At 47.1% G+C, this 20,714-nt stretch carries 19 protein-coding genes; 12 read left to right on the forward strand and 7 right to left on the reverse strand.

The annotated features are described in order from the left end of the window. Positions 1-76: 76 nt before the first annotated feature. Positions 77-457, reverse strand: coding sequence for an RNA recognition motif domain-containing protein (locus tag HQ865_RS22275; RefSeq protein WP_173417019.1), 381 nt, complete (start codon positions 455-457; stop codon positions 77-79). Positions 458-716: 259 nt separating this feature from the next. Between HQ865_RS22275 and HQ865_RS22280 the strand changes: the two genes are divergently transcribed. Together HQ865_RS22280 and HQ865_RS22285 are read left to right on the forward strand one after the other, a co-directional pair. Further along, complete coding sequence (locus HQ865_RS22280) at positions 717-3,107, forward strand: DUF2339 domain-containing protein (RefSeq protein WP_173417020.1); 2,391 nt, start codon at positions 717-719, stop codon at positions 3,105-3,107. Then, positions 3,076-4,293 (forward strand): DUF3999 family protein, encoded by a 1,218-nt coding sequence (locus HQ865_RS22285; protein ID WP_173417021.1) that lies wholly within the window; start codon positions 3,076-3,078, stop codon positions 4,291-4,293. Before HQ865_RS22280 ends, HQ865_RS22285 begins: the two co-directional genes overlap by 32 nt. Before the next feature lie 8 nt (positions 4,294-4,301). Here HQ865_RS22285 and HQ865_RS22290 read toward each other — a convergent pair whose 3' ends face one another. Further along, positions 4,302-4,805 (reverse strand): GNAT family N-acetyltransferase, encoded by a 504-nt coding sequence (locus HQ865_RS22290; protein WP_173417022.1) that lies wholly within the window; start codon positions 4,803-4,805, stop codon positions 4,302-4,304. A 257-nt stretch (positions 4,806-5,062) separates the two neighbouring features. Next, complete coding sequence (locus tag HQ865_RS22295) at positions 5,063-5,422, reverse strand: endonuclease domain-containing protein (protein WP_173417023.1); 360 nt, start codon at positions 5,420-5,422, stop codon at positions 5,063-5,065. A 235-nt stretch (positions 5,423-5,657) separates the two neighbouring features. On the opposite strand from HQ865_RS22295, the gene hisS reads away from it, so the two are divergent. Beyond that, entirely contained in the window at positions 5,658-7,037 is a 1,380-nt protein-coding gene (gene hisS / locus HQ865_RS22300) for a histidine--tRNA ligase (RefSeq protein ID WP_173417024.1), read from the forward strand. 217 nt (positions 7,038-7,254) lie between these two features. On the opposite strand, the gene HQ865_RS22305 is transcribed toward hisS, so the two are convergent. Then, positions 7,255-8,178 carry a coiled-coil domain-containing protein gene (locus HQ865_RS22305; protein WP_173417025.1) on the reverse strand — a complete coding sequence of 308 codons (924 nt, stop codon included), beginning with the start codon at positions 8,176-8,178 and terminating at the stop codon, positions 7,255-7,257. Positions 8,179-8,433: 255 nt separating this feature from the next. On the opposite strand from HQ865_RS22305, the gene HQ865_RS22310 reads away from it, so the two are divergent. From HQ865_RS22310 to HQ865_RS22335, 6 genes are all read left to right on the forward strand, one after another. Continuing rightward, positions 8,434-9,984, forward strand: a complete 1,551-nt coding sequence (locus HQ865_RS22310) for a glycoside hydrolase family 10 protein (protein WP_173417026.1) — start codon at positions 8,434-8,436, stop codon at positions 9,982-9,984. A gap of 345 nt (positions 9,985-10,329) precedes the next feature. Further along, positions 10,330-11,208, forward strand: coding sequence for a lipoyl synthase (lipA, locus tag HQ865_RS22315; RefSeq protein WP_173417027.1), 879 nt, complete (start codon positions 10,330-10,332; stop codon positions 11,206-11,208). Positions 11,209-11,231: 23 nt separating this feature from the next. After that, positions 11,232-11,783 carry an RNA polymerase sigma factor gene (locus HQ865_RS22320; RefSeq protein WP_173417028.1) on the forward strand — a complete coding sequence of 184 codons (552 nt, stop codon included), beginning with the start codon at positions 11,232-11,234 and terminating at the stop codon, positions 11,781-11,783. A gap of 1 nt (position 11,784) precedes the next feature. Continuing rightward, complete coding sequence (locus HQ865_RS22325; RefSeq protein WP_173417029.1) at positions 11,785-12,609, forward strand: anti-sigma factor; 825 nt, start codon at positions 11,785-11,787, stop codon at positions 12,607-12,609. 463 nt (positions 12,610-13,072) lie between these two features. After that, a complete protein-coding gene (locus HQ865_RS22330) occupies positions 13,073-13,594 on the forward strand; it encodes a transposase (protein WP_173417030.1) in 522 nt (173 codons plus the stop codon). Between the two features lie 397 nt (positions 13,595-13,991). Further along, positions 13,992-14,162: a hypothetical protein gene (locus HQ865_RS22335; RefSeq protein WP_173417031.1), complete on the forward strand. Its 171-nt coding sequence runs from the start codon at positions 13,992-13,994 to the stop codon at positions 14,160-14,162. Here HQ865_RS22335 and HQ865_RS22340 read toward each other — a convergent pair. The 3 genes from HQ865_RS22340 to map form a co-directional block, all read right to left on the reverse strand. After that, positions 14,155-14,475, reverse strand: coding sequence for a hypothetical protein (locus HQ865_RS22340; protein WP_173417032.1), 321 nt, complete (start codon positions 14,473-14,475; stop codon positions 14,155-14,157). The two genes, HQ865_RS22335 and HQ865_RS22340, sit on opposite strands and share 8 nt — an antisense overlap. A gap of 457 nt (positions 14,476-14,932) precedes the next feature. Next, positions 14,933-15,550 (reverse strand): hypothetical protein, encoded by a 618-nt coding sequence (locus HQ865_RS22345; protein ID WP_173417033.1) that lies wholly within the window; start codon positions 15,548-15,550, stop codon positions 14,933-14,935. A 41-nt stretch (positions 15,551-15,591) separates the two neighbouring features. Further along, the gene (map, locus tag HQ865_RS22350; RefSeq protein WP_173417034.1) at positions 15,592-16,356 is read right to left on the reverse strand and encodes a type I methionyl aminopeptidase; all 765 of its coding nucleotides are present in this window, start codon (positions 16,354-16,356) and stop codon (positions 15,592-15,594) included. Positions 16,357-16,703: 347 nt separating this feature from the next. On the opposite strand from map, the gene HQ865_RS22355 reads away from it, so the two are divergent. From HQ865_RS22355 to HQ865_RS22365, 3 genes are all read left to right on the forward strand, one after another. Continuing rightward, positions 16,704-17,819: an acyltransferase family protein gene (locus tag HQ865_RS22355; RefSeq protein WP_173417035.1), complete on the forward strand. Its 1,116-nt coding sequence runs from the start codon at positions 16,704-16,706 to the stop codon at positions 17,817-17,819. Between the two features lie 145 nt (positions 17,820-17,964). Then, complete coding sequence (locus HQ865_RS22360) at positions 17,965-18,834, forward strand: DMT family transporter (protein ID WP_173417036.1); 870 nt, start codon at positions 17,965-17,967, stop codon at positions 18,832-18,834. Positions 18,835-19,025: 191 nt separating this feature from the next. Then, positions 19,026-20,510 carry a lipase family protein gene (locus HQ865_RS22365; protein ID WP_173417037.1) on the forward strand — a complete coding sequence of 495 codons (1,485 nt, stop codon included), beginning with the start codon at positions 19,026-19,028 and terminating at the stop codon, positions 20,508-20,510. Positions 20,511-20,714: the final 204 nt, after the last annotated feature.

A 20,714-nucleotide genomic window follows, 5' to 3' on the forward strand; every position in this document is an offset into this window, starting at 1 on the left:
ATCTTTTAAACGGGCCTGTTTTTTATAAGTATCCTTTTATTGGAAGTACTATTTACAATTATTAATTATTTAAAAATTAGCTCCAGCGACCGCTGTTACGGTTGTTGTCTTTCTGGTAGCCACCGCCACCACCACGGTTACCGCCGCCGTAGCCACCGCCACCGCGATTGCCACCGACGCCGCCGTAACCACCACGGCTACCGCCTGTGCTTGGTTTGCGCTCTTCTGCCTGGCTAACTGCAATAGTTCTGCCGCTAATTTCGGTACCGTTCAGGCCGTCGATAGCTTTCTGAGCCGATTCGTCATCAGCCATTTCAATAAAACCGAAACCTTTACTTCTGCCGGTTTCGCGGTCAGTAATAATTTTAACCGAACTAACTTCGCCGTAAGCTGCAAATAGTTCCTGTAAATCAGCTTCCTCTACCTTGTAGGGAAGACTTCCAACAAAAATTTTCATCAAGTTTTAATTTAATCGCCAAGCGCTTTTGGCGCTTAACAGCATTTCAGTAACACAAAAAATTTAATTGTGTTTATTTAATTTCAATAATAGGCAAATTATATTCAATATGAAGTATTTATTTACCGTTAGCTTTTAAATATTCTTTTTTTGTTTGATTATACGGCTATGATCGAATAATTGTTATGTTGTGCCGTTTTTTTCAGACTTTTAAATATCGCAAAGTAATAACATATACCTTACACCTTTAATCAACCTAATGGAATTATTTACCGCCGCGTTGCTCATCGTCATATTATATATGCTTTATTATATAAAAGCTGATATGGACAAAAAAATAGATGACCTGGAAAGCCATATCATCAACCTTAAGGGCATGCTAAAAAAAGTGCTGGACGAACGGGCCGCCGCCCCTGTTGCACCAAAGCCCGCTGTGCCCGATGTTCCGAAACCGCCCGTACAGGAGACACCCCGGCCGGCGGTTATCCCATCGCCAAAAATTTCGCCGACCGAAGAAGTTAAGCCAACGCCAAAAACTGGTGACAATAAACCGGCAACACCGACCGAAACCGGCAAGGCAACAGAAATAGCCAACATCATTACACAACCGCCTGTTTACTACGAGCCTAAAAAATCGTTTTTTGAGCGCTACCCCGATCTGGAGAAATTCATCGGCGAAAACCTGGTGAATAAAATAGGGATAGCCATCCTTGTGCTGGCCATTGGCTATTTTGTAAAATACGCCATCGATAATAATTGGATAGGCCCGGTTGGCCGCGTGGGTATTGGCATACTGTGCGGTAGCATATTAATTGGCTTCGCGCATAAGCTGCGTAAAAACTATCACGCGTTTAGTTCGGTACTGGCGGGCGGCGGCTTGGCGGTTTACTATTTTACCATTACGCTGGCCTTTCATCAGTTTAACCTGTTCAACCAAACGGTCGCCTTTATCATCCTGATCTGTATTACACTGTTCGCGGTGGCGCTGGCCTTGCTTTATGATAAGCAGGAACTGGCCATTATAGCGCTGGTAGGCGGCATGGGCAGTCCGTTTATGGTAAGTAACGGGCATAGCAACTTCAATGCTTTTTTTATGTACCTGGTGATATTGAACGCCGGGTTGCTTATCATCGCCTATTACAAAGCCTGGCGTATCCTCAATATCAGTGCGTTTGCACTTACGGCGCTGGTATACATCACCGTATTATTTAATCTGCCTACCGCCAATGATGGCACCGCGCTTATTTACGGTTCGGTATTTTACCTGTTGTTTTTAGCTATCAATATCGCGCACAATGTAAAGGAAGGCAAGGCATTCATAGCCTCCGATTACAGCATCCTGCTCATCAACACCGCCCTTTATTTCAGCGCCGGCCTCTACCTGCTTAGCGATATGGGCCAGGCCGATTACCGCGGCTTGTTCAGCGCCGCACTAGGTGCGGTTAACCTGGTGCTGTCGTACATCCTGTTTCGTAATAAAAAGGTAGATACCAATATCCTGTACCTGCTTATCGGCATTACGCTCACTTTTGTTTCGCTCACGGCGCCTATCCAATTGCATGGCAACAACATCACGCTGTTTTGGGCCGCCGAAACGGTGCTGTTGTACTGGTTGTTCCAGCGGTCGGGTATTAAGCTGATGAAGATCACCGCTATGCTGGTGTGGGTGTTTATGTTCATCAGCCTGGTAATGGATTGGTCGGCGGTTTATGGCGATCATTCCATATTGACCGTGCTGGCCAATAAAGGCTTTATCACCACCCTATGCGCGGCCATCAGTAGTTACCTGCTTTACCTGCTGGCCAAAAAGGATACGCAAACACTCCTGCTTCCGCTTATCAGTGTACATACAGGCAAGGTCGTGTTTCGCACCAGCGCTTTCGTGCTGCTGTTTTTAAGCGGCCTGTTCGAGGTAAATCACCAGTTTATCACCCACTTCCCTTACGCGTCGCTTAACATCACTTACATTGTGTTATACACCGCTGTATTTGTTTGGCTGCTCAACCGGTTTGTATTACAAAAAGGCACGGCCGGCAACGACCCTAACGTGGGTGTCGCGCTGATAGCCGGTGCCATAACCGTATATTTTGTGTTTATAAGCGATGTGTTTAGCCTGGAGCGCCAGATGGTGGAAAGGCATACTCCGCCCGGTATTCACTTCGCGGCGCATTGGGTAGCGGCTGTGGCCATCGGCCTGCTGTTTTATAAGCTGATCAATATGCTGCGGTATAAAATAACTGCGCCCGATGCCGTCAACTGGCTGATCTGCGCCGCGGTGGTGGCCTTCCTTAGCTTTGAGGTAAGCTTGCTGAGCAACTGGCTGTTTACTTCGGCCGCTTATCCGTTTGAGCGGGTGGAAACCGTTTATATTAAAACCGGGTTACCGGTACTATGGGGGCTGTCGTCATTTGCCATGATGTGGCTGGGGATGCGGCACCGGCACCGCACCTTGCGCGTGATATCGCTCAGCCTGTTTACGCTCACCCTGTTAAAGCTGTTTATATTCGATATCCGCGATATCCCGGCAGCCGGAAAAATAGTGGCCTTCTTTTGCCTGGGTGTACTGCTGCTTATTGTATCGTTTATGTATCAAAAAGTTAAAAAAATTATTGTGACCGATGAAGGTACCGAACAAAGTACTGAAGCTTAACCTGCTGTTTTGCCTGTGTGCCGGATCGCTGGCCGCGCAGCAGGCGCCGTTTAAATACCGGGCAGATGTGGCCGGTGTAGATTCGGCGGGATATTACCGGATCAATTTAAGCCCGGAGCTGACCGCCCGGGCCAAAGCCGATCTGTCCGACATCCGGCTGGCGGGTACCGGCGGCAATTTTGTAGCTTATGTAAAAAATGGCGATATGCCGGCAAGCGGGCGTCCGGCCTTTGTTAACTTCCCGCAGGTAAAAACCAACAGCAAGCCCGATACCAGCACCATATTTGTAGCCGAAAACCCAACCGGCGCGCCGATAAGCCATTTATGGCTGAAGTTAAAAAACACCACCGCCTCCAGGCGCATCACCCTAACCGGAAGCGATGACCTGAAGCAATGGTTTGCCATTAGCGAAGACACGGGGATAAGCCCCGCCACAGCAGGCGACGATAAGGGTGTTTACCAACATCAACTGCAATTCCCGGCCAGTAATTACCGCTACCTGAGGGTTGAGATAGGCAACGGTAAAAAAAGCCCGCTGAACATCATCAAAGCGGGCATTTATACCTATCTGCCATCGGTGCCACGGTATGTGCCTTTAACCGGGCTAAGCTTTAAGCGCGCCGATTCGCCAGATCATATCACACATATTTATATCAATTTTAAGGAAGCCTACACGGTCAATAAGTTACATCTCCCGGTAAGCACCAAAACCTATTTTCACCGCGCGGTGAATGTTTACACAAACGATACCGATCATCGCTGGCTCAGCAGCAAAACACTTACCGGCGATGACATGTACATCAACCTTTCGGTTAAAGCTAAAAGCCTGGATGTGCAGATCGTTAACAACGATGACGAACCTTTGGCTATCGACCGTGTGGAGGCCAGCCAGTCGCAGGATTATATCATTGCCCGGCTTGAACCTAAAAATGCCTATTACCTGCTATTGGGAAGCGACAGCGTGGCAACGCCAAAATACGATCTGCAGTTTTTTGTGGAGAAGTTAAGCGGCCCGCTGCCCGAAGTTAGCCATCAACTGCTGGTGCCAAACCCGGCTTATCAGGCTATAAAAGCCCCGCCAGCCAAAAGCTACCCTTATTTATTGTGGCTGTCTGTAGCGGTAGCGGTACTGGTATTACTATCGCTAACCATTAAAATGACGCGGGAGGTGGCGAAGAAGAATTAAGTAAAACATTATTTTATCTCCACCCGGAAAAAAGCCAGCTCCTCATTTTCACGGATGATATTATCCTGCCGTACCAATCCGGCCTTCTCCAGCACTTTTTGCGATGGGATATTGCCATGCGTAGTAACGGCCACAATGGTGTTGATCTCCGGTTGCGCGGACGCGTAGGTTATCAGTGCGTTTACCATTTCGGTAGCCAGGCCCTGCCCCCAGTATTTTACGTGCATGCAGTAGCCTACCTCCAGCGTATCGGGCAGGTTATCGTAATTACGCAGCAGGCACATGCCCACATAGCCGCCATCGGGTTTATGTTCGATAGTCCATTTGCTGAAGATGGCGCCCGCCTCGTCGGCAGTTAAGGTATCCCGGAAGCCCTTACGGTTTTCATCGGGTGTGCGTTTGGGCAGATGCTCCTTTACCTGTTCGTCGCTAAGCAGGGCGATGTAGGCGTCTTCTTCTTCGGGCTGGAAGTTGCGGATAATGAGTCGGGGCGTTTGGGTTATAATTGGCATGGGGGTAAAGATAGGGAGATTATGATTTGAAACCATAGAATGGGTGTTAGTCTGATATGTTGAAGACTGTGTGGCGGCTCTGCTAATTCGTGGACTCACCCGGTCCTCGCTTCGCTGGACCACCCTCTCTTGCCTTTGGCAAAAGAGGGAATAGATATCAGGCATTGCGTTTTCCCTCTTTGCGCGTAGCGCAGAGAGGGTGCCCGAGCGAAGCAACGGGCGGGTGAGTCCACCCGTATGCATATCAACAACGCCGGTCAACCCAAATGCGCTTTTATCCTATTCAAAACCACCGGCATATTATCCAAAATCTCTGCATTTGTAATTCGCAATATTCGTAAGCCTAACGCACGTAATACCTCATCCCGATTATCATCATACTCCTTTTTGTATAGATGTATCGGTCCATCGGCTTCTATTACCAATTTTGCCTCGTGACAATAAAAGTCGGGAATGTAGTATAAGTTTCGGCCTTGTACAGATAAAACGCAGATGGGATGCTGCCTTAAAAACTTATGCTTTAATACATTTCTGTTTCTGAGTGCTTGCCATAAAGCTTTTTCGGCGGGCGTTTCTTTTTGACGTAGTTCGCGGCATAGGTTGATAATGGAAGGCATGCTTAAAGATAAAAAGCCGTGGTTTGAATTGCAAGCGGAGAGGACTCACCCGCCCGTTGCTTCGCCGGGCACCCTCTCTGCGCGTAGCGCAGAGAGGGAATTGGGTTACCCAATATTTGCTTCTTCCCTCTTTTGCCGAAGGCAAGAGAGGGTGGTCCAGCGAAGCGAAGACCGGGTGAGTCCACAGTTATGCATTACCACCAATAAAAGCAGCTTTTTTGTACCTTTGCGCGCTATGGCATCCATCAAACCATCTGTACCCAAAGGCACCCGCGATTTCTCGCCGGCCGAAATGGCTAAGCGCAACTTTATTTTCGATACGATAAAATCTGTTTTCCGTAAATATGGTTATCAGCAGATAGAGACACCATCGATGGAAAATTCATCTACCCTGATGGGGAAATACGGCGATGAAGGGGATAAGCTGATATTTAAGATCATCAACAGTGGCGATTTTTGGAGCGATGCCGAAAGCAAAAAGCAAAAGACTGAAGGCTTTGAATTTAGTGCAAAAAGCCTTTTGCCGATCATCTCCGAAAAAGCCCTCCGCTACGATCTTACCGTTCCCTTTGCCCGCTACGTGGTGATGCACCAAAACGAGATCACTTTCCCCTTCAAGCGCTTCCAGGTGCAGCCGGTATGGCGTGCTGACAGGCCGCAAAAAGGCCGCTACCGCGAGTTTTACCAGTGCGATGCCGATGTGGTGGGTTCGCCATCATTACTGAACGAGGCCGAGTTTGTGCTGATCTACGACGAGGCCCTGAGCAAACTGGGCTTGAAGGATTTCAGCATCAAGATCAATAACCGTAAGATCCTGTCGGGCATTGCCGAGGTAGTGAACAAGGCCGACCAGATAGTCGACATGACCGTAGCCATCGATAAACTAGATAAAATTGGCTTAGAAGGCGTAAGCAAGGAACTGCTGGAGCGCGGCTTTACCGAAGAAAACATCGAACAGATAAAACCCATCATCCTGTTAGAAGGAACCACCGAAGAAAAACTGGCCAGCCTGCGCTCGGTATTGGCTAATTCGGATGTTGGCTTGAAGGGCTGCGAAGAACTGGAGACCGTTTTTAACTACTTAAAAAGCTTTACCATGCAAAACGGCAAAGTAGAGCTGGATATTACCCTGGCCCGTGGGCTAAACTACTACACCGGCGCCATCTTCGAGGTGAAAACCAACGAGGTGCAAATGGGCAGCATTGGCGGCGGTGGCCGTTATGATGACCTGACCGGTATGTTCGGCCTTAAGGACCTAACCGGCGTGGGTATCTCTTTCGGCGCCGACAGGATCTACGATGTGCTGGAAGAACTGAAACTATTCCCTGAAGCTACCAGCCAGAGCACACAAGTGTTGATCTGCCCGTTCGATGCTGAGGGCGAAGCCTACGCTTTACCGCTATTACAGCAACTGCGCAACAAAGGCATCAATACTGAACTGTATCCCGCCGGTGCAAAAATTAAAAAACAGCTTGATTACGCCAATAACAAGGCCATCCCAACCGTGATCATCATCGGTGGCGATGAAATGGTTACGGGGCAGTTGACCGTGAAAGATATGGTTAATGGCACGCAGCAGAAGCTGACAGTGCCGCAGATCATAACCAAACTATAGGCCCATTGTCATTGCGAGGCGCAAGTGGGGGCTTGTGAAATGGGGCGACGCGGCAATCTCATAGGCAGATCCTCGTTGCATGTCCTATGAGATTGCCGCGCTATCGCTCGCAATGACAGGTTGGTAAAAAGCGAGGGGCTAAACACAACGTGTTTAGCCCCTCGCTTTTTTATTTCATTTGCACATCTGCATATTCACGCATCTGCACATTCGCAACTTATTTCAGCGTAAAGCTGGTCTTACCCATGGTGTATCCATCCGAATATAAAATTACGGTGTAAGTACCCTTCACAAATGCCGGGTCGCTTTGGCTTACCCAGTCAATTACGTATTGGGCGCCGTCGTCTTTGTAATCAATAGAGGTGCGGTAGGTTGATTGCAGGTCCTGGCCATCAGCGGGGAAAGTTACAGTATCGCTGGTAGTGATCAGGTTGCCGGTTGGGTCAAGGATGCGGATATAAATATCGTGATTGGCCTTGGCGGCTACCGGGTTACTGGCTACAGTGAAATTGATCTTGATCTTTTTAGCGGGGCTGGCACGGGTTACATCCACCTCCTTGCCGCTGCCCCTTACCTTGTAGGCCACTACATTGGCGGCGCCAATTTTTAGGGCCGATGCGGCCTGCACTTTGGTATTTAGGTCCTGGTTTTGTTTTTCAAGATTGGTGGCCTTTTCGTTAACGGTAGCCAGGTTGGTCTTAAGGGTATCACGTTCGGTAGTAAGGCTGGTGTTTTGTTTTTTCAGCTCCTCAATATCGGCAGTGTACTTGGTAACAAAGTAGCGTAATTGCTTCACATCCTCCTGCGCTTTTGAAAGTTCAGCTTCGGTTAGTTTACCCTTGGCCAGTTCAGACCGCAGCACGCGGATCTTGGTTTTTAACGAATCATTGGCAGCTATCATTTCGGCGGTCATTTTGGCCTTACCGGCGTTAACCTGCTCTATCTGGGCTTCAAGGCTGTCTAATTCGGTTTGCAAACGCACCTTTTCGTCTGATGTGCTGGCTACTCTTACGTCTGATTTGTTTTTTTGCATGTACAGGTAAACATCGGTTACCAGTAAGGCTATCACAACAACAATTAAAAAGTAGATGACATTGGAGTTTTTACGTGGAGCTTGCGTTGGTTGGTTTTCCTTTTCCATCTCTATAAATTAAGTATCCATAAATAAGTGGCATATAAAATGCCGTGGTAAATAATGGGTGTTTTAACACCTTAACTTTCTATAACCACATTTTAGCAGATTGGTTTGCGGCTGTTTATGTAAGTTTTTCGCTATAAACGTATCGCTAAATGTAGTTACATTATGTTTAAAAACACAAAATAGATGTAATTATTGCCCGTTATAGTTAAGTAAAAGTGCTGTATTTATATCTTTGCAGCTTTATAAATATTACTGATGGCAGTTTGTAAACGTTTGTTCTTCACCATTTCCGCTATATATTTAGGCCTGACTTCGCAGGCACAATCGCCAGTAATTCCGCCGCAGGATATGGCCCCCAAACGCGAGTTCCGCGCGGCCTGGATAGCCACTGTTGTTAATATCGACTGGCCAAGCAGTCCGCGGCTAAGTACCGCTCAGCAGAAAAAAGAACTGACCGATATCCTCGATTTCGACAAGCAGATCGGCCTTAACGCCGCCATGTTCCAGGTGCGCCCTGCTGCCGATGCTTTTTATTTTAAAAGCAAGGAGCCATGGTCTAAATGGCTTACCGGCAAACAAGGCCAGGCGCCCGACCCGGTTTACGATCCGCTTGACCTGGCCATTACCGAAGCCCACAAACGCGGCATGGAACTGCATGCCTGGTTTAACCCCTACCGCGCCACTATGGATGGCAACTTCGCCGCTTTGGCCCCGCAACACATCACCCGCATAAAACCCGAGTGGTTTTTTATTTACGACAACATCAAGCTGTTCAACCCCGGCATCCCCGAGGTGCGCGATTATATTATTGAGGTGATACTGAACGTGGTGGACAATTACGATATAGATGGTGTACACATGGACGATTATTTTTATCCATACCGTGTTGCCGGGCAAAAGATAGGCGATGCCGATGCCTTTAAAAAATACGGGGGCGACTTTACCAATATCGACGATTGGCGCCGCAACAACGTAAACCTGCTGATCAAGGCCCTGGGCGATAGCATCCACAAACATAAGCCTTTTATGAAATACGGCATCAGCCCGATGGGGATCTGGGCCAACAAAAGCCAAAACCCCGAAGGATCGGACACCCATGGCGGCGACTCGTACTATGAATTGTATGCCGACTCGCGCAAGTGGATAAAAGAGGGTTGGGTAGATTACATCAATCCGCAACTGTATTGGACATTTAAATACCGCCTGGCCGCCTTTGAAACCCTGCTTGATTGGTGGAGTGATAATACCTACGGCCGCCACCTGTATATCGGCATGGCTGCTTATCGTATTAACGAGCGCCTTTCGCCGGGCTTTAAGATCCCCTCGCAAATGCCCGATCAGATCAAATACATCCGCGCCAATCCGCGGGTGCAGGGCAGTGTTTATTTCAGCCAAAAATCGCTCATCAATAACCCGCTGGGCTTTGCCGATTCGTTAAAGAAGACGTATTATAATCATCCGGCACTACCGCCGGTAATGATCTGGTTGGATTCCATCCCGCCAAACCAGCCGCAGCAATTGCTGGCTACAGCCCTGCCAGGCAAGGTTAGCCTTAAATGGACTGCCCCATTGCCCGCCCGTGATAAGGAAGCTACCTATGGCTATGTGATCTACCGCTTCGGTGCCGATGAAAAGGTTGATGTTGGCCGCGCCGAAAACATCCTCAGCATACGCTATAACACCGAGCAGCTATTTGAAGACCGCACTGCCGAGAAAGGCAAGAAATATATTTATGTGATAACGGCTATAGACAGATTGAAGAACGAGAGCGAACATAGTGAGCCGGTGACGGTGGTTGGGAAATAGTTTAATGTGCAAATATGCAGATGTGCGTATGTGCAAATAGGGAAAAATGTGCAGATATGCGGATATGCAAATGATTTAAGAGTATGCAGATTAATTTGCATATCCGCTAAGTATGTTCCCCAACCACAGCGATGGGTTTCAAACCCATCGCTATAAAGCACTAATTCATCATTTGCACATTTGCATACCTGCACATCCGTCCCATCATCTGCACATTTGCACATCTGCATATCTGCACATCCATCCCATCATCTGCACATTTTGCATATCCGCACATTTGCACATCCATTTGTCACCTTTTTTAAACACGCTCCCCATATTACTTTTTTACCTAACTTTGCAGCTATGATCGATCTTCCGGTTATCCCTGTAAGCCAAACCCAACGCAAGCCAGATTGGCTGCGGGTAAAATTGCCTATCGGTAAAGAATACGCGCACGTGCGCGGTTTGGTTGATGAGCATAAACTGCACACCATTTGCGAAAGCGGCAACTGCCCCAATATGGGCGAATGCTGGGGCGCGGGCACGGCCACCTTTATGATATTGGGCAACATCTGCACGCGTTCGTGCTCTTTTTGCGCAGTAGCTACCGGCCGGCCGCTGGCTGTTGACGTGGACGAGCCTAACCGCGTGGCCACATCAGTAAAGCTGATGCAGGTGAAACACTGTGTAATTACCTCGGTAGACCGCGACGATCTGAAGGACGGCGGTTCCATCATTTGGGCCGAAACCATCAACGCAATCCGCCGCGAAAGCCCCGATACTACGCTGGAAACCCTGCTGCCCGACTTCCGTGGCATTTGGGAAAACCTTGACCGTGTAATTGCCGTACGCCCAGAAGTTGTATCTCACAACCTGGAGACAGTACGCCGCCTTACCCGCGAGGTGCGTATACAAGCAAAATACGACCGTAGCCTGGAAGCTTTAAGTCGCATTTCGGCTGCAGGTTTGCGCACCAAATCGGGCATTATGCTGGGTTTGGGCGAAAAGGAGGAAGATGTGCTGGAAGCCATGCAGGACCTTTTAAATGCAGGCGTACACATACTTACCCTTGGCCAATACCTGCAGCCAACCCGTAACCACCACCCGGTTATCGACTGGATCCATCCCGATCAGTTTGCCTATTACAAGCAGGTTGGTTTAGACATGGGTTTCAAATATGTAGAAAGCGGACCTCTGGTGCGGTCGTCGTATCACGCTGAAAAACATTTATTTGAAATCTAAATTTTCTTTTTAATTTCACTTCGTTGACTCCGAAAAGAAAAATATCGTTTACAGAAGAGGAATTGGTGCGTGGCTTACAAAACCGTGAAAAGGTTGCTGTAGAGTCCCTGTACGATAATTATTCCGCTTCGTTATATGGTGTTATTTCCCGGATAGTTAACGAAACAGAATTGGCTGAAGACATCCTGCAGGAAACCTTTGTCAAGATATGGCAATCGTTTAGCAGCTACAGCCCCGATAAAGGCCGTTTATTTACCTGGATGGTAAATATCGCCCGAAATTTGGCTATCGATAAAGTACGGTCGAAAGATTTTCGTAACCAAAATAAAAACCAGGAGTTAGAAAACACCGTAAATTTAATCGACGAGCAAAATAATACCGTCTACAAGCCCGAATTACTGGGGATCAAAGATCTGGTTACTACGCTAAGGCCCGAGCAGAAGTCCATCCTTGATTTAGTTTATTTTAAAGGTTATACGCACGTAGAGGCTGCCGATGAGCTCGGCATCCCTTTAGGTACCGTAAAAACTCGTTTAAGAATGGCTATACAAGAGTTAAGGAAACATTTTAATTAAAGTGGAAGAAGTAAAGGCATATATCGAATCGGGGGTACTGGAACTTTATGTTCTGGGTGAGGTGAGCCACGCTGAGCGGCTTGAGGTGGAAGCGATGGCCTTAAAACATCCTGCTATTAAGGCCGAGCTGGAGGAGATCGAACGGTCGATGGAGCTGTTTGCCGAAGAGCACGAAATTGAACCATCGCCCGAGTTGCGTAACCGTATCCTGAACAGCATGGTAACCAACCTGGCCGACGACCGCACCTTCCGCAGCAAGCATACCGAAACCGAAGACGCGCCCGTGGTGCCGATGCGAACGTCGGAAAGCAGTAGTTTTTACAAATATGCCTTTGCCGCCTGCCTGGCCCTGTTGCTGGTAAGCAGCATAGCCTTATATAATGTATATAACCAGCTGCAGGATTCGAAGGGGCAGATCCTGGCCCTTAACGCGCAGAAAACCCAATACGCCAAAACCGTAAACCTGCAAAGCGACGAACTGGAGATCTACCGCGGCAATTACAAAATGATCAAACTGCCCGGAACAGGCAAAACGCCAAAAGCATGGATGATGCTGGCCTGGAGCCCGGTGAAAAAGCACGTGATGATAGACATGGCTAATTTGAACCTGCCCGCTAACGATGCCGCCCACCAATACCAGCTTTGGGCTATTGTAGATGGCAAGCCAGTTGACCTGGGCGTATTCGACGCCAAACCAGATTCGGCTACGGTAATGAAGATCATGAAATCGGTTGATAAGCCGCAGGCTTTTGCCGTAACCTTAGAGCCTAAAGGCGGCAGCGTGAACCCAACAATGGCCAATATGACGGTGATTGCCACCATCTAAAAAAATATTTTCAATTTAGTGTAACTATTTACTTAGTTTTACGTCTTATAATATGAAAGCGTATTTCGTTCTTTATAAGATCAGTTAATAGTTAGAAAAGGGATGCATGATACCTGCATCCCTTTTTTTGTGCGCGGTGGGTTTTAAGGGATGCGATTACATATGCTACGTTACTGTAATAACTAAGAGCGGTTCGTGAGGACACGAACCGCGGGGCCATTGCCTGTGCCCCACAGGCAATTTGCAGTTAACACAACTGCCTCGCAATAATACATTCAACGCTTCAACCCCATTGCGTGTGTCCCCACAGGCAATCATAAAGCCAGCATTCGGCAAGAGTTGTTCGTGAGGACACGAACAACGGGATAATCTGATTTTATACTCTCCTTCCATTGCCTGTGTCCTCACAGGCAATTTGCAGCTATCAATACAACTCACCCAGAAATATTGTTATATTTCATCAATGGAACTGAACCAAATATATTTTTATACCGCCAGTATAAAGGATTGGACCTCACTATTAAATACCGATAAATTCAAGTTGATAGTTTTAGATAGTATTATCCATTTAGTAAAGAAAGAGAAAATCAAAGTTTATGGATTTGTTATTATGCCTAATCATATCCACTTAATTTGGGAAAGTGTAAGTATGAATGGTAAGGAAAAGCCACACGCCAGCTTTATGAAATTTACAGGTCATCAATTTCTTGAAGAGTTAAGAAAAAGGGATGGCGGAATACTTGAGCGCTTTAAATCGGAAGACGGAAATAGAAATTATCAATTTTGGCAAAGAAACTCGCTGCCAATAAAAATGTATGATAAAAAGATATTAGAGCAAAAGCTTAATTATATTCATCTAAACCCCTTACAAGCACACTGGAATTTGGTGAGTGATCCTAATGAATATTATTATTCGTCATGTGCCTTTTATGAGCGGGAGGATATGACGTTCGACTGGATAACAGATTATCGGGATGCTATGTGAGATTTGATGAGAATTGCTAGTGAGGACACGAACAGCGGGGTAGAGATTGATTTGGTTAAATTAATGATAACTTAGTTATATGCAGAAAGGCGTTAAACACCTACTCCTTATATCGTTATTGTGTAGCACATATGCCTGCGCCAATGCCCAGAACAATAAAAAAGAGATTCCGTATGCGAAGTTTTTTACAAACCCCAAGATAGGGAGTATCTACCTATATGTGTCGGCTAAAAAAGATAAAACGTACCTAACTTATTTGGGTATGATAAGCGGAGGTAAACAGCACTCTTATAAAATAGTAACTTCTACATGGATTTGGGGCGCTGCTCATCGGGCAACCAATAGAATATTGGTGTATACAGATAAGAATAAATACTTGGGCAACTACTATGTAACAATGACAAATGAATTGCCAACGTATATGCAAGGTAACAAGTTGATATTTTCTACTGAACAGAACACCTGTATCTGCAAGATAGATTTCTCTAAGGGGCCACCGGCACAGCTATATAACGAGTGCGCAGGCGATACTTATAAGTTCGATAAAAATAATAACCCAATCAATTAACCGCCAACTCCACTTCCCCTATAAACAAAACCATCATCCGTTTAAAAACGGACCGCAGCTTGGCCACAAGCTTTTTAAACGGTGAAGTTGCCGGCAGCGGCGTGCTGTCTTGCCCGTCATGATAATATGGCAAAGCCTCCTTTTCCATCTCCCTTAAAACAAACTGGTGCACCAGGGGATCGCGGTTGATGATCTCATCCATTTCGGCCAGCTCTTTTAAGGTCGGTTCGCCGTTCAGGCGTTTTTCCCAAAGTACCTCAAATCGCTCCTGCGAGTCGGTACGCCTTACGATGAACCTGTTATTACTATCCATGGCTTTTTGCTTAGGTTGATTATGCCGCAAATCAGGTGCCATATTTATAAACGACTATTCATCAGCCAGATACAAAAAAAATATCTGTAAACATACGGTCGCTTTTGAAACAGTGTGGTGTTCGGAAATGTGCGGATGATTTTACAATTTTCAGGTTGAGGGTTTTCGTGTGCTACAAACAGGTAGCCCCTGTGGGCAATGTCATTAAGTTAAGGATGATCAGCCAAATAAAGCCCCCTCTAAATCTCCCCCGGTAGGGGAGACTTAGGCGGCACAAGCGTAAAATTCTTAAAGTCCTCCCCTTTGGGGAGGATTATTTCATGAGGGCTTCGCCGTTTAGGTGGGGCTTAAAAGCGTAACTTAATGACATTGCTCCAGCGGGACATCGGAATTGTCCAACGATTGCCCAATGGGGGTAGGAATTGCACTAATCACAGTCTTTTTTAACCCTGCTAAATTACTTGCCTGCTTTCCCGGCTTGAAAATCCCCCGCGCCTGTGCAATACTCCAGTCCCAAAACAAGGGCCATGGTACTTGCAAAACAAATCTTCTGCATAATGGGCAGGTAAGTTACCTGGTGCATGCCGTACATGTAAAGGGTAACATAAAAGATCAGCAGACCGATGATGCAAAGCACCTTAAACAGGTGCAGTTTAGATTTCAGCACAAAAACGGTAATGTAAAACATCCCTATTAAAAACAGGGTGCTGGATATGGTGATCATCACATCGTGCAGCGGGGTAGCTATTAAAAAGGTGAAGACCATGCCGCCGGCGCCGATGTATTTAATTACGTTAGCCGCGCCCCTTTGCGGTATCCGTTTGGCAAACCTAACAAAGAAGCAGGCCAAGCCCGCCGAAAGGAAAACCATGCCGCCAACCGCCCAAAAGCGGGCGGGGTTATGCATGCCGTTAACCGCTGTTTCGCCAAAAAGGTTGCTCACGTAATTATTGGCCCAGCTATACCCAACCGAGTTTTTATCAACCTGCGAGCCACCGGGGTAATTTAAGGTGGCTATTACCAATAACAGTATAGCAGCGATGAGCAGCAATAAAGTGGTATGCTTTTTTAGCATCGGTGATTGTATTACAGCAATAAATATCGCATTAACACTTATCAATCCCAAATCCCGTTCTGCGCGGTGAATATCACCGGCTGGTCGCCGGTTACCATAATGGTATGCTCGTGCTGGGCAACAAAGCCGCCCTTGTTGCCTACCAGCGTCCAGCCATCGGCCTGGGTATCGGTATAGGTAGACCGGGTTGAAATAAAGGTCTCTATCGCTACCACCGAATTCTTTTTGAAACGCGTTTGGTTATCGCGGTCGCAAAAGTTGGCTATTTCGTGCGGTTCCTCGTGCAGGCTGCGGCCAACGCCGTGGCCGGTCAGGTTTTTTATTACAGTATAGCCCGCTTTTTTAGCTTCGGTTTCAATCAGCTTACCGATATCGGATATTTTAACGCCGCCCTTAATATTGCTGATGGCCTTTTTTAATATCTCTTTCGATGCTTGCACCAGTTTACCATGGCCGTGAATGTCCTCACCTAAAATAAACGAGCCGCCGTTATCGGCCCAAAAACCGTTCAGCTCAGCCGATACGTCGATGTTCACCAGGTCGCCCTCCTGCAGGACGGCATCTGCCGATGGAACGCCGTGCGCCACCTCACCGTTAATGCTGATGCAGGTATGCCCCGGGAAGTTATAGGTTAATATCGGTGCCGAGCGCGCGCCCATTTGCGCCAATAATTCGCCGCCATAATCGTCAAGTTCTTTGGTAGAAATGCCTGGTTTGGCATACTCGCGCATCTTCTTTAGCGTAATGGCCACAGCATCGCTGGCCTGCTGCATCCCTAATCTTTCTTCTTCGGTGGATATGGACATGGGTGGTTTATTTCTTTGAGGACAAAATTAAGAATTTGTTGCGAGGGGTCGTCTCTATTTTAAAATTACAACAATCCCCCGTTTTTAGCCCGTAATCGATCTTAATGGGTAAACAGTACGAATGGTCTGTGAGGACGCAGACTGCGGGGAAGATGGCACAACGTATGCGGTCTAACGATGACACAAACTACGGGGAAATTACCCCGGCGCCTGTCTCCCTACAGACACTTTTGATTTTGTTTACTTAAAGTTTAAAATTCAATTTCCGGATGGGTACGTCTGCAATCTCCGGCTGGTTTCACTTATAAATTTGCTTGAATTATTAATTTTAGATAGTTTGGCGCAACATGGATACCAACAAAACCGCGCCGGCAATTCTGCAAACCAAACAACATTTCGAGATATTGGATGGCCTGCGGGGCGTAGCTGCCCTCTCCGTGGTGATATTTCATTTTATGGAATGGGTTTACAGCGATTACGGCAAAAACTTTATCGGGCATGGTTTCCTGGCAGTCGATTTCTTTTTTTGCCTTTCGGGCTTTGTTATCGGGTATGCTTATGATGACCGGATAGCCAAAATGGGCATGGCGGAGTTTTTTAAATCGAGGGTCATCCGCCTGCACCCGCTGGTGATATTAGGCTCGGTACTGGGCCTGCTGGCCTTCCTGTTCGATCCGTTTGTCGGCCATCCGGGAGTATACAGCGCCGGGATGATCGCCCTTACCTTGTTTTGTTCGTTACTTATCAGCCCGTTCCCCATCATGGGCGACAGGGGGTTTAACCTGTTCAGCTTCAACGCACCAGCATGGTCGCTGTTTTGGGAGTATATGGCAAATATTGTTTACGCGTTTGTGCTTTATAAAATAGCCCGGCGCTACCTGTTGCTTTTAACCGTCCTTGCTGCCGCAGCACTTTGCTTTGTAGCTTACCGTTCGGGTAATTTAATGGGCGGCTGGAGCGGCCCTACCTTTTGGGATGGCTGCGCGCGGATATCCTATTCGTTTTTAGCGGGGTTGCTGGTTTACCGCTACAACTTTATCATCAAAAACAAGCTGGGTTTTACCGGCATCGCCCTATTACTGTTCCTGGCTTTTATTATGCCGTTTAATAAATGGAACTGGGTATCCGAACCTTTGGTCGTACTGTTTTATTTCCCCCTGCTAATTGCTTTGGGCGCGGGCGCCACTTTAACACCGGGCTTAAAAAAGCTTTGCAATTTTTCGGGGAAGATCTCCTACCCCCTGTACATGACGCATTATACCTTTCTATGGATGTTCGGCAACTACTACCTCAGTCATAAACCGGGTACCGCGCAATTGTCGCTCATTGTCATCACCTCGGTTATCCTGTTGATCGGGTTCGCGTACCTGGTAATGGTAGTTTATGATATCCCCGTAAGGAAATACCTTAGCAATAAGCGCAACGAGTGGCTTGCCAAACAAAAAGCTACTAATCGCCAATAATTTATAGTAGTTTTGCCCTACTATGCTTAACGTTAGCTGTCTTCCTCCTCCAGCTTCATTTTTATAGATCAAAGGACTATAATTAATGGTACATTCCTGCTTTCACGGGCAAGGGGCGCATCAACGTATCTTCAAATTTTAAAAAATGAAACAAGCATATATTAAATTACATATCGCCCTTATTTTGGCGGGCTTCACCGGTATATTCGGCAAATTGATCACCCTTAACGCGGCGCTGATCAGTTGGTACCGTTTATTCTTTTCAGCATTGATCATGCTGCTATTTTTTGCCGTTAAAGGCAAATTCACGGCCATTACAAATTCATCAAAACTAAAGATCGGCTTTACCGGTCTTTTATTAGGTATCCACTGGATCCTGTTTTATGGCAGTATCAAGTATTCAAATGTTTCTGTCGGGGTGGTGTGCTTTGCCCTCAGCAGCTTTTTCAATGCCATCCTTGGGCCGGTTATCAACAGGCGCAAATTATCTATAAAGGAGCTACTGCTCAGCAGCCTTACGCTTTGCGGCATCGGGTTGATATTCGGGATGGATGCCAGTTATCGTACAGGTATTATCCTGGGTGTGTTTTCTTCCATGTTCTCGGCCTTGTATACCTTGTATAGCGAGCGGATTGTTAAAGACTATGATAGCGCCACCTTTATGCTTTGGCAAATGGGCGGCGGCTCTATCGGGCTTACGCTGCTGATGCCATTGGTGCTTTGGATCACGCCGGTTAATTTGCTCATCCCATCTGCGGCCGACTTTGGCTGGCTACTTGTTTTGGCGGCTTTTTGCACCGTGTTGCTTTACTTCCTCATCAACGCGGCGCTGAAAAAGATCTCTTCGTTTACAGTGAGCCTTACATTCAATTTAGAGCCGCTTTATACCATCCTGCTGGCAATAGTTATTTTTAAAGAGGGGCGCGAGTTTACCACCGGGTTTTATTGCGGGTTGATGCTGATCGTGAGTTCGCTGCTATTCCAAATGTATAGCGTAAAGCGTTTGAGTAAATAATTGAGGGATTTTTTGATGAATATTTAAGCATACGGGCAATCATTTTGCCTGTATGCTTTTTTGTAAACGATTGTTAGGGCTTTAAGCGATTTATTTTTTGTGCTTAATTATTCCTTAAAGCTATAAATATTATATTTGAGAGTAATATTTCAATTGTAAACCTTATTCTTCAAAAATCTCAAACCTTTCTCATGAAAATTTCATCCCGCTTTAACTTTGTGCAGCAGGTGTTTGCACTTAACATGTTCTCTAACCTGGCGAGCGATAAAAAAGGCACCGACCATGAACTTACCCACGACCTAAACACGCTATTGCAGGCCCTGCTTGCCAATGCCGACATGCAGAAGTTTATGGACAACTGGGTGGTGGTATGGGGGCCGGTAGTAGGCTCGTACGGCATGGATGCCAAAAACCCTAAGCGCGAGGTTGTAACTAATGCCATGTATGTTGCCGCTAACGATAAGGGGCAATATGTGGTAGCCGTATCGGCCACCAACCCGGTATCTAAATACGGCTGGCTTGTTGAAGACTTTGACGTGCGCACCATGGTTGCGTGGAAGGAACTGTTAGAGCCAGGCATACAAACCGAGGGCGAAACGGTTTGCATATCAAACGGTACCGCTGTTGGTTTACAGCATTTGCTTACCCTAAGGGATCAAACCACGGGCACTACCCTTATCGACTACCTGAAGTTTACTTTTGCCCAAACACCACACCCGGTAACGCTGGCTGTATCCGGCCATAGCCTGGGCGGGGCGCAATCGTCGGTACTGGCCCTGTACCTCGATCAAACTTTACACATGTGGAACCCCGACCGTAAGGTAGTAGTATCGGCCATGCCTACCGCGGGCGCATCGCCGGGTAATAAAGCTTTCTCCGATCATCATAGCTATGTAATGGGCACCCGCACACTCCGTTTCTGGAACAAGCTGGATCCTGTTCCGCATGGCTGGGAACCTAATATGGTTGAGCAGGTGCCGTTTTTATATTATCCATACCTGCAACCCGGCGCGCTTTTAAAAGGCATTGCCGCCGGTGCTTTATCGCAAAGCCTTATTGGTTCGGCCTCGGTACCCAACGGTGGTTATTACACGCAGCTTCAGCCGCAAACACCACCGCTTCCGGGGCAGGTGGGCATTACCCAAACTCGCGCTTTTTCGGCAGCCGAAATTGTGCAGGCTATTTTTGATATCGGCATAGACGAAGTTTTACAAGCCTTGAAAATCACCGGCGAAGCAGCCCAACTGATAAAGGCGCAGCTAAATGTATATATTGAAGATATTGCCAACGAACAAACGCTCGACGAGTTGCTGGACGAACTGGAAGCCTACATCATCGGCAAATATGGCGCTGAAGGCAGGGCGTTGATACAAATACTGGAAGTATTGTTCCTTGAAATTGAGAACGTGGCGCTGTTCCTGGCGCAGCTTGCCCTGCAGCATGTTACGTACTACCCCGACCTGATGGGTACCGCCAACATGCACGCCTTGTCGCAGGCCATCATCAACAACCTGGTAAACGCCGGCGCACTCGATGACAGTTATACCAATCGGATGGATACCATGTTCGACCCTCGGCGGGGGTTAAACCTATTTGTTAAACTGGGCGAAATGATATTAAAGATCCTTACCCCCGATTTTCTGAAAGCTAACGGTATGGGGCAACTATTATCCTGATATTGATCCGCAATAAAAAGCCGCTTTGCAACGCAGGGCGGCTTTTTTATTGGCAAAATTTTACCCCTCATGCGTTAAGCGTTCCCTGTGCCTCCTTTGTTTACGTGTAGCCGATAAACGCGCAGTGCATTTATAGCATCATCGCAGATAAAGGCTGATGCGTCTTTTAAAAAATGTCAAGTTAAATGATAACAGATATTCCGC

The organism is Mucilaginibacter mali, from assembly GCF_013283875.1.
GTDB classification, from domain to species: domain Bacteria; phylum Bacteroidota; class Bacteroidia; order Sphingobacteriales; family Sphingobacteriaceae; genus Mucilaginibacter; species Mucilaginibacter mali.